The following is a 12074-nucleotide window of genomic DNA, read 5'->3' as shown; positions in this document are numbered from 1 at the left end:
AAAGTCAAAATTAGGAATTCGTTACGCCTCAGACTGTATGCAGTCCAGCCATTCCCGAGCAATGGACCGACGAGTATACCTGAAGAAAGGACTTTTGATGCTTTTAGCAACAGCACTGTTAATAATTGGTTTACTGTTGGTGGTCTACAGTGCTGACCGTTTAGTGTTTGCTGCATCTATCCTGTGTCGCCTGAGTGGCGTACCACCTGTTGTCATCGGGATGACCGTGGTCAGCGTAGGAACGTCGCTTCCTGAAATCATCGTCTCTGTCTCTGCCTCGCTGCATGGTCAGGTAGACCTGGCAGTCGGCACCGCCATTGGCTCTAACATCGTCAATATTTTATTGATTTTAGGCCTGGCCGCGCTGCTCCATCCTTTTCGCGTGCATTCTGATGTTCTGCGCCGTGAATTGCCGCTAATGTTACTCGTAAGCCTGCTGGCAGGGTGCGTATTTTACGATGGCGTACTGAGCTACAGCGACGGCATTTTCCTGCTGGCGCTGGCCGTTATTTGGCTGCTGTATAGTGTTAAGATCGCCCGTCTGGCTGAAAAGCAGGGTCAGGATAGCCTCACGCGCGAGCAGGTCGCCGAGCTTCCGCGAGAAGGCACGCTGCCTGTTGCCCTGCTCTGGCTGGGCGTCGCGTTGATCATCATGCCGATGGCAACGCGCATGGTCGTGGATAACGCGACGGTGCTGGCGAACTATTTTGCCATCAGCGAGCTGACTATAGGCCTGACGGTGATTGCCATCGGCACCAGCCTGCCGGAGCTGGCCACCGCCATTGCGGGGGCACGTAAAGGTGAGGATGACATTGCCATTGGTAATATCATCGGTTCTAACATTTTTAATATCGCCATTGTGATGGGCCTGCCGGCCCTTATTTCGCCAGGGCCCTTTAATCCTCTGGCGTTCTCACGTGATTACGGCGTGATGTTGCTGGTCAGCGTAATTTTTGCCCTGCTCTGCTGGCGGCGGCAACGACAGATCGGCAAAGGCGCAGGCGCGCTGCTGACGGGTGGATTTATCGTATGGATGGCGATGCTGTACTGGCTCTCGCCTCTTCTCTCTGGGTAAACGGAAACGCATTATGTCGCAAATAGAATTGCAGCCGGGTTTTGACTTTCAGAAAGCAGGCAAAGACGTTCTGGAGATTGAACGTGAAGGTCTGGCGCAGTTAGATCAGTACATTAATCAGGATTTTAGTCTGGCATGTGAGAAGATATTCTACTGCGCCGGCAAAGTCGTGGTGATGGGGATGGGCAAGTCCGGCCACATTGGACGCAAAATGGCGGCAACCTTTGCCAGTACCGGCACCTCTTCCTTCTTTGTCCATCCGGGGGAAGCCGCGCACGGGGACCTGGGTATGGTCACGCCGCAGGATATCGTCATCGCGCTCTCCAACTCCGGTGAGTCCAATGAAATCCTGGCGCTCATCCCGGTTCTGAAGCGACTGCAGGTGCCGCTGATTTGCATGACCAGCCGTCCGGAAAGCAGCATGGCGCGTGCAGCCGATATTCACCTGTGCGTGAAGGTTCCCAAGGAGGCCTGTCCGCTCGGTCTGGCGCCGACCTCCAGCACCACCGCTGCACTGGTCATGGGCGATGCGCTTGCCGTGGCGCTGCTTGAAGCCCGTGGCTTTACGCCGGAAGATTTCGCGCTTTCCCACCCGGGCGGCGCGCTGGGGCGCAAGCTCCTGCTGCGGGTAAACGATATTATGCACACCGGGGATGAGATCCCTCACGTCAGTAAAGAAGCCTCCCTGCGTGATGCGCTGCTGGAAATCACCCGTAAGAATCTGGGGATGACGGTCGTGTGCGACGATCTGATGAAAATTCAGGGGATCTTCACCGATGGCGACCTGCGTCGCGTGTTCGACATGGGTATCGATGTCCGCACGCTCGGCATTGCCGACGTGATGACGCCGGGCGGTATCCGCGTGCGTCCGGGTACGCTGGCCGTGGATGTGCTGAACCTGATGCAGTCCCGCCATATCACCTCCGTTATGGTTGCCGATGGCGACCAGTTGCTGGGTGTGGTACATATGCATGATCTGCTGCGCGCAGGCGTAGTGTAATGAAGGATAAGACAATGAGTAATGCGGGTGCATCCCTTGCAACCTGTTATGGTCCGGTCAGTACGCAGATGATGGAAAAGGCGGAAAACATTCGTCTGCTCATCCTCGATGTGGATGGGGTTCTCTCCGACGGCCTGATTTACATGGGCAATAATGGTGAAGAGCTGAAGGCGTTTAATGTTCGCGACGGCTATGGTATCCGCTGTGCGCTCACCTCGGGGATTGAGGTGGCGATCATCACCGGGCGAAACGCTAAACTGGTAGAAGACCGCTGTGAAACTTTAGGTATTACCCATCTGTATCAGGGTCAATCCGATAAGATGGCGGCGTTCAATGATTTACTGGGTAAACTGGCTATCGCACCGGAAAACGTGGCCTACGTCGGGGACGACCTGATTGACTGGCCGGTGATGGCTGAAGTTGGGCTGAGCATCGCCGTTGCCGATGCGCATCCGCTGCTGATCCCGCGCGCCGACTACGTTACCCACATCAACGGTGGCCGCGGCGCTGTCCGTGAAGTCTGCGATCTGCTTCTGCTGGCGCAGGGCAAGCTTGATGAGGCCAAAGGGCAATCGATATGAGTAAAACCAGACGTTGGATTATCATTTTGCTTTCGCTTGTCGCACTGGTATTGATTGGCGTGAACCTTGCCGATCGCGACGATACGCAAACGGAAGTGATCAACAATACCGATCCAACCTATAAAAGCGATCACAGCGACACCGTGGTCTACAGCCCGGAAGGCGCGCTGAACTATCGCCTGATTGCCCAGCATGTTGAATATTTTTCCGATGATGGCGTTTCATGGTTTACCCAACCTGTAATGACCACATTTGATAAAGACAAAGTGCCGACGTGGTCAATTAAGTCAGATCGGGCCAAACTGACAAATGACCGTATGCTTTATCTGTATGGCCACGTTGAAGTCAACGCCCTGACCGCTGACTCGCAACTGCGAAAAATTACGACGGATAATGCCCAGATCAACCTGGTAACCCAGGACGTGACGTCGCAGGATCTGGTCACACTGTATGGCACAACATTTAATTCCAGCGGTTTAAGAATGCGCGGGAACTTACGCAGCAAGAACGCCGAGCTGATTGAAAAGGTTAGAACCTCCTATGAAATTCAAAACAAACAAACTCAGCCTTAAAGTAATTATCGCCAGCGCGATGCTGGCGGCCAGTCTCCCCGCGCTTGCTGTAACGGGCGATACCGACCAGCCGATCCATATTGAGTCCGACACCCAGTCTCTCGATATGCAGGGTAACGTCGTCACCTTCACGGGTAACGTCGTCATGACCCAGGGCACCATCAAAATCAACGCCGACAAAGTGGTCGTGACCCGTCCGGGTGGCGAGCAGGGCAAAGAGATTATTGATGGTTACGGCAACCCGGCAACCTTCTATCAAATGCAGGACAACGGCAAGCCGGTGAAAGGCCGCGCTACGCACATGCACTATGAGCTGGCGAAGGATCTGGTCATCCTGACCGGGAATGCGTATCTGGAACAGCTGGACAGCAACATTACCGGCGATCAGATTACCTATCTGGTTAAAGAGCAAAAAATGCAGGCCTCCAGCGAGAAAGGCAAACGCGTGACCACCGTACTGGTTCCGTCGCAGCTGCAGGACAAAGGCAAGGGCCAGGCCCCGGCACAGAAGAAGAGTAACTAATTCGTTATGGCAACATTAACTGCAAAAAACCTCGCGAAGGCCTACAAGGGCCGCCGTGTCGTAGAAGATGTCAGTCTGACCGTCAACTCCGGCGAAATCGTGGGGCTGCTTGGCCCGAACGGTGCGGGTAAAACGACCACCTTCTACATGGTCGTGGGTATTGTGCCGCGCGATGCCGGCAACATTATCATTGACGATGAAGACATCAGTCTTCTGCCGCTGCACGCGCGCGCGCGTCGCGGGATCGGCTATCTGCCGCAGGAAGCCTCCATTTTCCGTCGTCTCAGCGTTTACGACAACCTGATGGCGGTCCTGCAAATTCGTAACGACCTGACCAACGAACAGCGTCAGGATCGTGCCAACGAGCTGATGGAAGAGTTCCACATTGAGCATCTGCGCGACAGCCTCGGTCAGGCACTCTCCGGGGGCGAACGCCGTCGCGTTGAGATTGCGCGTGCGCTGGCCGCAAACCCGAAATTTATCCTTCTGGATGAACCGTTTGCGGGCGTTGACCCCATCTCCGTTATCGACATTAAACGTATCATTGAGCACCTGCGCGACAGCGGGCTTGGCGTACTGATTACCGACCACAACGTGCGTGAAACGCTGGCCGTGTGTGAACGCGCCTATATTGTCAGCCAGGGCAATCTGATCGCCCACGGTACGCCGCAGCAGATCCTCGAAGACGATCATGTTAAGCGCGTCTATCTTGGGGAAGACTTCAGACTCTGATAGGGTAGAGGTAACGTAACGCCGAACCGGAGAAAAATGCTCTGAACATGAAGCAAGGTTTGCAATTAAGGCTCAGCCAACAACTGGCGATGACGCCGCAGCTACAGCAGGCAATTCGCCTGTTGCAACTGTCCACGTTAGAACTTCAGCAGGAGCTCCAGCAGGCGCTGGACAGTAACCCCCTGCTGGAACAAACCGATCTTCATGACGAGGTAGATACCCAGCAATCGCAGGATACTGAAGCGCTCGATACCGCGGATGCACTCGAACAAAAAGAGATGCCCGACGAGCTTCCGCTTGATGCCAGCTGGGATGAAATCTACACCGCCGGAACCCCTTCCGGTACGCGTGCAGACTACCAGGACGATGAGCTACCGGTCTATCAGGGCGAAACCACCCAGTCGCTGCAGGATTACCTGATGTGGCAGGTGGAACTCACCCCCTTCTCCGATACCGACCGCGCGATTGCCACGTCCATTGTCGATGCCGTTGACGACACCGGCTATTTGACCGTCACCCTCGACGATATACTGGAAAGCATGGGCGACGACGAGATTGAGCTTGAGGAAGTCGAAGCCGTTTTGAAGCGCATCCAGCGTTTCGATCCGGTAGGCGTAGCCGCAAAAGATCTGCGCGACTGCCTGCTGATCCAGCTTTCTCAGTTCAGCAAAGAGACGCCATGGCTCGAGGAGGCGCGCGCGATCATCAGCGATCATCTGGATCTGCTGGCGAACCACGATTTCCGCACCCTGATGCGCGTCACGCGCCTGAAAGAAGAGGTGCTGAAAGAAGCGGTGAATCTGATCCAGTCGCTCGATCCGCGCCCCGGTCAGTCGATCCAGACCAGCGAGCCCGAGTACGTGATCCCGGATGTGCTGGTCAGAAAACACAACGGCCGCTGGGTCGTTGAACTGAATTCAGACAGCATCCCTCGCCTGCAAATCAACCAGCAGTATGCCTCCATGTGCACCAGCGTGCGTAACGACGCCGACAACCAATATATTCGTAGCAATTTGCAGGAAGCGCGATGGCTGATCAAAAGTCTGGAGAGCCGAAATGATACGCTGCTACGCGTCAGCCGCTGTATTGTCGAACAGCAGCAGGCGTTCTTTGAGCAGGGCGAAGAGTATATGAAACCGATGGTGCTGGCGGATATCGCCCAGGCCGTCGAGATGCATGAATCAACCATTTCCCGTGTCACCACGCAGAAGTATCTGCACAGTCCACGCGGTATTTTTGAGCTTAAGTATTTCTTCTCCAGCCATGTGAATACCGAGGGCGGCGGCGAAGCGTCGTCCACGGCCATTCGTGCCCTGGTGAAGAAGTTGATCGCCACGGAGAACCCCGCGAAGCCGCTAAGCGACAGTAAGTTAACCACCATGCTGTCCGATCAGGGTATTATGGTGGCACGTCGTACTGTTGCGAAGTATCGAGAGTCTTTATCCATTCCGCCGTCCAACCAGCGTAAACAGCTGGTCTGACACAACCGATAAGGAAGACACTATGCAGCTCAACATCACTGGACAAAACGTCGAAATTACTGAGGCTTTACGCGACTTTGTGAACGCGAAGTTTGCAAAACTCGAGCAGTATTTCGAAAGGATCAATCAGGTCTACATTGTGTTGAAAGTGGAGAAAGTGACTCATATCTCGGATGCCACCCTGCATGTTAACGGGGGGGAACTGCATGCCAGTGCGGAAGGGCAAGACATGTACGCTGCTATCGACGGCTTGATTGATAAGCTTGCGCGACAGCTCAATAAACATAAAGATAAACTGAAACAACACTAATTGTCCGGGCAGTTAACGGGTGCAGGACGGCCTGTTGTGAAACACAACAGGCCATTTGTACAGTTAGCGCTTAGGTGAAATTATGATGAACAACGATTCCGCTCTTCAACTGAGCAATGTCCTTAACCAGGAATGTACCCGCAGTGCGGTTCACTGCCAGAGCAAAAAACGTGCGCTGGAAATCATCAGTGAACTGGCCGCAAAACAGCTGGGCCTGCCGCCGCAGGTGGTGTTCGAAGCGATTCTGACCCGCGAAAAGATGGGCAGTACCGGTATCGGCAACGGCATCGCAATCCCGCACGGCAAGCTGGAAGAGGATACCCTGCGTGCCGTCGGTGTGTTTGTGCAGCTTGAAACACCGATCGCCTTTGATGCCATTGATAACCAGCCCGTCGATCTCCTCTTCGCGCTGCTGGTGCCTGCTGATCAGACGAAAACCCATCTGCATACGCTGTCGCTGGTCGCCAAGCGTCTGGCTGATAAAACCATTTGCCGTCGACTGCGCTCGGCTCAAAGTGATGAAGAGCTTTATCAAATTATCACCGAAGCAGAAGGCAATCAGGATGATGCATAACCAGGAGATGGCCTTCACATCTGTTGTCCTGAGGAGAAACGGAACATGGTGCTGATGATTGTCAGCGGTCGTTCAGGGTCGGGGAAATCCGTTGCTCTGCGCGCGCTGGAAGACATGGGTTTTTACTGCGTCGATAACCTTCCGGTCGTGTTGTTGCCCGACCTGGCCCGTACGCTTGCCGAGAGACAGACCTCGGCCGCCGTCAGTATCGACGTTCGTAACATGCCGGAATCGCCAGAGATCTTCGAACAGGCAATGAGTAACCTGCCTGACACGTTCTCGCCTCAACTGCTGTTCCTCGATGCAGACCGGAATACCCTGATCCGCCGCTACAGCGACACCCGTCGTTTGCACCCGCTTTCCAGTAAGAACCTCTCCCTGGAGAGCGCAATCGATGAAGAGAGCGATCTGCTGGAGCCGCTGCGTTCTCGCGCCGACCTGATTGTCGACACCTCTGAGATGTCCGTTCACGAGCTGGCGGAAATGCTGCGTACCCGGTTGTTGGGTAAACGCGAGCGCGAACTGACGATGGTGTTCGAATCCTTTGGCTTCAAGCACGGTATCCCGATTGATGCGGATTATGTTTTCGACGTGCGCTTCCTGCCGAACCCGCACTGGGATCCGAAACTGCGTCCCATGACCGGTCTGGATAAACCCGTTGCGGCCTTCCTCGACAGGCACACAGAAGTTCACAATTTTATCTACCAGACGCGAAGCTACCTTGAGCTATGGTTACCTATGCTGGAGACAAACAATCGTAGCTATCTGACGGTAGCGATTGGCTGTACCGGCGGTAAACATCGTTCGGTTTATATCGCCGAACAGCTGGCCGACTATTTCCGCTCGCGCGGGAAGAACGTTCAGTCCCGTCATCGCACGCTGGAAAAACGTAAAACATGACCGTAAAACAGACCGTTGAGATCACCAATAAGCTGGGCATGCATGCGCGCCCGGCGATGAAGCTGTTTGAGCTGATGCAGGGTTTCGATGCAGAAGTTCTGCTGCGGAATGACGAAGGTACCGAAGCGGAAGCGAACAGCGTGATCGCGCTGCTGATGCTGGATTCCGCCAAAGGACGTCAGATTGAAGTCGAAGCCACCGGCCCCCAGGAAGAGGAAGCGCTGGCGGCGGTGATTGCGCTGTTTAACGCAGGGTTCGACGAAGATTAAGGTCTCTGCCCTTCAGGCGGGTGGCGCTGCGCTTACCCGCCCTACATAAGTTTGTTGCTCTCCATAAACCCTTCTCCTCCCAACTGACGCATCTGGCGCATAATCCACGCCTGACGGCTTCGCACGTACCCTGACGGGGCACTGGCTTTAAAGCGGAGGGGATTAGGCAGAACAGCCGCGAGCAGCGCCGCCTCCGACATGCTCAGCTTGCTGGCGGGTTTATTAAAATAGCGTTGTGATGCAGCTTCGACACCAAATACCCCGTCGCCAAACTCGGCAACGTTGAGATACACGGTCAGAATGCGCTTTTTGCTCCAGACCGTTTCCATGCCCAGGGTGAGCCCCGCTTCCAGCCCCTTTCGCACCCAGCTACGGCCGTCCCACAGAAACAGATTTTTGGCCGTCTGCTGCGACAACGTTGACGCGCCGCGCACGCGGTTTTCATGGCGTTCGTTATGCGCCAGCGCCTTCTCAATGGCCGCAACGTCGAACCCCCAGTGCTCAGGGAATTTCTGATCCTCCGCTGCGATGACCGCCAGCCCCATGAACGGAGAGATCTCGTCCATGCTTACCCAGTCAGAATGGGCAACATAGCCGAAATCGCCGCTGAGCCACGCACCGAGTTGACGCTCAACCATCACGGCAGAGAACGGGACCGGCATAATGCTGAACACGGCCAGCCCGCCTCCCCAGAACACCGCCATGACGAGAACGATGCGTAGAAGAAGGCGTTTCACCCATGCGCCTGCGGAAAACGGACGCCTCATTCCGTCAGCACCAGCACGCGGGCGACCAGTTTTTCAATGCCCACAGCGGCTTCCGCGATATTCTTCGCCAGCATATACGCAGGCGTGGTGACAATCTTGTTATCTTCATCAACCACAATGTCATCCACCGGGCACGGAACGTGTTCGCCCCCCATTTCTTCGACAATCTCTGCGGTATCAATATCCGTCCCGATGGTCAGGCGCAGCGGGAAATCAAAAATTTTAGGCAACATCGCCGGTGCGATACAGATAAAGCCCAGCGGTTTTCCTGCCGCATGCATGGCCTGCGACAGCGCTTTGAGATGAGGATCGATCTGACACTCCGCGCCCTGCGCGGCAAAGGTACTGAGATTTTTGGCTGCGCCAAACCCACCCGGCACAATGAGCGCATCAAGCTCTGCAGGGTCTGCCTGAATAAGAGGATGGATGTCACCTCGCGCAATGCGCGCGGCTTCAATCAGCACGTTACGGGTTTCCACCATCGGCTCACCGGTCAGATGGTTAATCACATCCGCCTGATTTTTGTCCGGTGCAAAACAAATCACCTCGGCTCCCTGCTTAGCCAGGGCCAGCAGCGTGATGACGGCTTCGTGTATCTCAGAGCCATCGTAAACACCGCATCCGCTTAGCACGACACCAATCTTTTTCATCATGACAATCCTTTTCTGCAACTTGCTGAAGCACATTAATAATTTTGATTAAAACGCTATGCTTCACACATTTCACTGATTCATGTAACAAACCATTTAAGATTTGCTATCTTATCTGCGTGCGGCCTAAATTTTTCAGGCAGCGCCCTTTCAAAAATAACGTTTAAAAACAGGCGCAGCCACGATTTCCCTGGTGTTGGCGCAGTATTCGCGCACCCCGGTTAATCCGGGGTCATTTTTTTCTGGCGTCAACCCAGGCTTTTAGCACCGCCACATCGTTTTGCCATTCCTGTTTCATCTCTTCAACCCAATCACCCACGTTATCTTCCCATGCAGGTAAATCAGGCGACTGAATCTGTTGCCCCAGCTGCTGCAGATGGCGTAAGCCAACCGAGCCGGCGGCACCTTTGATTTTATGTCCTTCTTCCACGATCCCCTTCTGGTCACGGGCCGTCAGGTTGGATTCCAGCACGCTCAGATAGCCCGGCATCATTTTTTCGAACACCGCCAGACCGTCGGTAATCAGTTTCGGCCCCACCAGATCGATGTACTGCTCCAGCATCGCGGTATCGAGTATCGTTTGGGCTTTTGCGCTATCAACAGACGTCATGGTGCTCTCCTCTTCATCATGGGTATCCCAGAACTTTTTGATCATAGCGGTCAGAGCAGGCACCGCCAGCGGCTTGCTGAGTACATCGTCCATACCGGCATCGAGATACTCTTTTTTATCTTTCAGCACGTTCGCCGTCAGGGCAACCAGCGGCGGCAGTTCGTCGGCCGCGTACTGACGCGTCAACTCGCGCGAGATATCCAGCCCGGTCATATCCGGTAATTGAATATCCAGCAGAACAAGATCGTATTCGCCTGGTTTAAACATCTCCAGCGCAGCTTTGCCGGTCATCGCGACATCCACGCTGTTGCCCAGTTTTTCCAGTACAGAGCGCGCCACAATTACGTTCAGCTCAATATCTTCGACCAGCAGGACGTGCAGGGCAGGCAGCGGCATATCGTCATTTTCAAAGGTATCCTCTACCTCTTCCGCCACCGCAGGGGCATGGACCGTCAGCGTGAAGGTTGAGCCTTTGCCCGGCTGGCTGGCAACGGTGATATCGCCGCCCATACTCTTCGCCAGACGTTTAGACACCGCCAGGCCAATGCCCGTACCGGTGGCCGGTTTCCCACCGTTGCTGTCCTTCACCTGATAGTACATGGCGAAGATTTTGTCCTGCTCCTCCAGCGGAATACCCATCCCGGAGTCTTCCACCTCGAAGTGCAGCATGTCACCTTCGTCATAGCGGATACGCACCGCAACCTTTCCTTTCTGGGTAAATTTCACCGCGTTGCTGATCAGGTTCCACAGGATCTGGCGCAGTCGCGTGCCGTCCGTCACCACTTTATGCGGCAGCGGCAGGGTTGGCTCCATGACAAAGCTCAATCCCTTCTGCTGCGCCTGCAGGCCAGACAGGTTTTCCAGATCGGCAAGGAAGCTGGTGAAATCCACAGGCTGGTTATCAAGCTGAACTTTGCGGCGCTCCATCTTATCCATATCAATAATATCATTGAAGATATTACCCAGCGTGACCGCTGAAACATGGATAGTCTTGAGGTATTTTTCCTGCTCTGCGGTCAGGTCGGTATCCAGCAGAATACGGCTCAACCCGACGATGCCGTTAAGCGGCGTACGCAGCTCGTGGCTGATGGTGGAGATAAAGGTGGTCTTGTCGCGGCTGGCGCGCTCCAGGGCATCCTGGTAGCGCTTACGCTCGGTAATATCGCGGCCAAAGCCCATCAGGCCGTGGCGTTTCCCCACGCGGTCATAGTAGGGCACCTTACGGATCTCAAAGCAGGCTTTGCGCCCGTCCGGGTAATCCAGCCACTGTTCATAGGTCAGCGAGACGTTATGACGGAAGACTTTTTCGTCGGTCTCCATGACCTTGGCCGCCGCCTCTTCAGAGTAAACGTCCTGCGGCTTCAGGTGTATCAGCTGCTTCTCGCTTTTCCCGGTGAGCAACTCCATCGCCCGGTTACAGCCGGAAAACTCTTTATCTTCATTACGGTAGAACACCAGATCCGGCGACGCATCCAGGAACGATCGCAGGAAAGAAGATTGCTGCTCAAGCTGGATCTGCGTGACCTCGCGCTCTTTCATTTCGATTTTCAGCTGCTCCAGGGTGGCCTGACGCTCGGCCTCCGCTTTCTCACGATCTGAAATCTCCTGATTCAGCTGCGCAATGTTGTCTTTGAGCTGGACGTTGAGCTTCAGGTCACGCTCGCGCATCTCTTCCAGCTTATCCACCAGCTTAGACAAACGCTGACGGGACTCTTCCAGCTGTTCAACCACCACGGAAAGGAAATAGACCGCCCAGGGAGTAATAAGCAAGCCAAAGAAGATGGAGCGGATGACGTCGATACTCTCGACCTGACCATGCAGAACCATGGTAACCGCCATTTGCACGACAATGGCCAGAACGACCAGCGCCAGCGCAAGCAGCATGGAAAAACGCACCAGCCCAAGCTTCATCATCAGGTCGACGTAATACTGGGCAAGCATTCGAATTTGCTTCATAGAGGATCCCTTCACGACGTTATCGCTCAATAATACTCAAATTCGCGGCGGGACGTTGAAGGTTGTGAGAAAAA

Annotated in this window: 14 protein-coding genes; 11 read left to right on the top strand and 3 right to left on the bottom strand. The window is 54.7% G+C overall.

Going from position 1 to position 12074, the window contains the following annotated elements; translation table 11 throughout:
* Positions 1–97: 97 nt before the first annotated feature.
* The 11 genes from ACOTXF_RS14625 (at position 98) to npr (ending at position 8017) form a co-directional block, all read left to right on the top strand.
* Positions 98–1075 carry a calcium/sodium antiporter gene (locus tag ACOTXF_RS14625; RefSeq protein ID WP_008501451.1) on the top strand — a complete coding sequence of 326 codons (978 nt, stop codon included), beginning with the start codon at positions 98–100 and terminating at the stop codon, positions 1073–1075.
* Positions 1076–1088: 13 nt separating this feature from the next.
* Positions 1089–2075 carry an arabinose-5-phosphate isomerase KdsD gene (gene kdsD / locus ACOTXF_RS14620; RefSeq protein ID WP_047746896.1) on the top strand — a complete coding sequence of 329 codons (987 nt, stop codon included), beginning with the start codon at positions 1089–1091 and terminating at the stop codon, positions 2073–2075.
* 14 nt (positions 2076–2089) lie between these two features.
* Positions 2090–2656: a 3-deoxy-manno-octulosonate-8-phosphatase KdsC gene (kdsC, locus tag ACOTXF_RS14615; protein WP_047746897.1), complete on the top strand. Its 567-nt coding sequence runs from the start codon at positions 2090–2092 to the stop codon at positions 2654–2656.
* Positions 2653–3228 carry an LPS export ABC transporter periplasmic protein LptC gene (gene lptC, locus ACOTXF_RS14610; protein WP_021242266.1) on the top strand — a complete coding sequence of 192 codons (576 nt, stop codon included), beginning with the start codon at positions 2653–2655 and terminating at the stop codon, positions 3226–3228. The genes kdsC and lptC overlap by 4 nt, the downstream gene beginning before the upstream one ends.
* Complete coding sequence (lptA, locus tag ACOTXF_RS14605; RefSeq protein ID WP_008501447.1) at positions 3197–3751, top strand: lipopolysaccharide ABC transporter substrate-binding protein LptA; 555 nt, start codon at positions 3197–3199, stop codon at positions 3749–3751. The genes lptC and lptA overlap by 32 nt, the downstream gene beginning before the upstream one ends.
* Before the next feature lie 6 nt (positions 3752–3757).
* Positions 3758–4483 (top strand): LPS export ABC transporter ATP-binding protein, encoded by a 726-nt coding sequence (gene lptB, locus ACOTXF_RS14600; RefSeq protein WP_008501446.1) that lies wholly within the window; start codon positions 3758–3760, stop codon positions 4481–4483.
* A gap of 47 nt (positions 4484–4530) precedes the next feature.
* Positions 4531–5964 (top strand): RNA polymerase factor sigma-54, encoded by a 1434-nt coding sequence (gene rpoN / locus ACOTXF_RS14595; protein WP_232926971.1) that lies wholly within the window; start codon positions 4531–4533, stop codon positions 5962–5964.
* 22 nt (positions 5965–5986) lie between these two features.
* Positions 5987–6274, top strand: coding sequence for a ribosome hibernation promoting factor (gene hpf / locus ACOTXF_RS14590; protein WP_008501444.1), 288 nt, complete (start codon positions 5987–5989; stop codon positions 6272–6274).
* A gap of 82 nt (positions 6275–6356) precedes the next feature.
* A complete protein-coding gene (ptsN, locus tag ACOTXF_RS14585; protein WP_008501443.1) occupies positions 6357–6848 on the top strand; it encodes a PTS IIA-like nitrogen regulatory protein PtsN in 492 nt (163 codons plus the stop codon).
* Positions 6849–6893: 45 nt separating this feature from the next.
* Complete coding sequence (gene rapZ / locus ACOTXF_RS14580; protein ID WP_008501442.1) at positions 6894–7748, top strand: RNase adapter RapZ; 855 nt, start codon at positions 6894–6896, stop codon at positions 7746–7748.
* Entirely contained in the window at positions 7745–8017 is a 273-nt protein-coding gene (gene npr, locus ACOTXF_RS14575; RefSeq protein WP_003861872.1) for a PTS phosphocarrier protein NPr, read from the top strand. Before rapZ ends, npr begins: the two co-directional genes overlap by 4 nt.
* A 41-nt stretch (positions 8018–8058) precedes the next feature.
* Here npr and mtgA read toward each other — a convergent pair whose 3' ends face one another.
* The 3 genes from mtgA to arcB form a co-directional block, all read right to left on the bottom strand.
* Entirely contained in the window at positions 8059–8784 is a 726-nt protein-coding gene (gene mtgA / locus ACOTXF_RS14570; protein ID WP_008501440.1) for a monofunctional biosynthetic peptidoglycan transglycosylase, read from the bottom strand.
* Positions 8781–9434 (bottom strand): isoprenoid biosynthesis glyoxalase ElbB, encoded by a 654-nt coding sequence (gene elbB, locus ACOTXF_RS14565; RefSeq protein WP_048962190.1) that lies wholly within the window; start codon positions 9432–9434, stop codon positions 8781–8783. Before elbB ends, mtgA begins: the two co-directional genes overlap by 4 nt.
* A 232-nt stretch (positions 9435–9666) precedes the next feature.
* Positions 9667–12000: an aerobic respiration two-component sensor histidine kinase ArcB gene (gene arcB / locus ACOTXF_RS14560; RefSeq protein WP_008501438.1), complete on the bottom strand. Its 2334-nt coding sequence runs from the start codon at positions 11998–12000 to the stop codon at positions 9667–9669.
* Positions 12001–12074 lie beyond the last annotated feature (74 nt).

This window comes from Enterobacter cloacae complex sp. IR53041 (assembly GCF_049238285.1).
Taxonomy (GTDB): Bacteria; Pseudomonadota; Gammaproteobacteria; order Enterobacterales; family Enterobacteriaceae; genus Enterobacter; species Enterobacter roggenkampii.
Note: the sequence above shows the minus strand (reverse complement) of the source record. Positions and strands in the feature narration are given on the sequence as shown.

Excerpts from the sequence above, each read along its gene's own strand:
- ACOTXF_RS14625 (WP_008501451.1), top strand. The coding sequence starts at position 98 with ATGCTTTTAGCAACAGCACTGTTAATAATTGGTTTACTGTTGGTGGTC.
- kdsD (WP_047746896.1), top strand. The coding sequence starts at position 1,089 with ATGTCGCAAATAGAATTGCAGCCGGGTTTTGACTTTCAGAAAGCAGGC.
- kdsC (WP_047746897.1), top strand. The coding sequence starts at position 2,090 with ATGAGTAATGCGGGTGCATCCCTTGCAACCTGTTATGGTCCGGTCAGT.
- lptC (WP_021242266.1), top strand. The coding sequence starts at position 2,653 with ATGAGTAAAACCAGACGTTGGATTATCATTTTGCTTTCGCTTGTCGCA.
- lptA (WP_008501447.1), top strand. The coding sequence starts at position 3,197 with ATGAAATTCAAAACAAACAAACTCAGCCTTAAAGTAATTATCGCCAGC.
- lptB (WP_008501446.1), top strand. The coding sequence starts at position 3,758 with ATGGCAACATTAACTGCAAAAAACCTCGCGAAGGCCTACAAGGGCCGC.
- rpoN (WP_232926971.1), top strand. The coding sequence starts at position 4,531 with ATGAAGCAAGGTTTGCAATTAAGGCTCAGCCAACAACTGGCGATGACG.
- hpf (WP_008501444.1), top strand. The coding sequence starts at position 5,987 with ATGCAGCTCAACATCACTGGACAAAACGTCGAAATTACTGAGGCTTTA.
- ptsN (WP_008501443.1), top strand. The coding sequence starts at position 6,357 with ATGATGAACAACGATTCCGCTCTTCAACTGAGCAATGTCCTTAACCAG.
- rapZ (WP_008501442.1), top strand. The coding sequence starts at position 6,894 with ATGGTGCTGATGATTGTCAGCGGTCGTTCAGGGTCGGGGAAATCCGTT.
- npr (WP_003861872.1), top strand. The coding sequence starts at position 7,745 with ATGACCGTAAAACAGACCGTTGAGATCACCAATAAGCTGGGCATGCAT.
- mtgA (WP_008501440.1), bottom strand. The coding sequence starts at position 8,784 with ATGAGGCGTCCGTTTTCCGCAGGCGCATGGGTGAAACGCCTTCTTCTA.
- elbB (WP_048962190.1), bottom strand. The coding sequence starts at position 9,434 with ATGAAAAAGATTGGTGTCGTGCTAAGCGGATGCGGTGTTTACGATGGC.
- arcB (WP_008501438.1), bottom strand. The coding sequence starts at position 12,000 with ATGAAGCAAATTCGAATGCTTGCCCAGTATTACGTCGACCTGATGATG.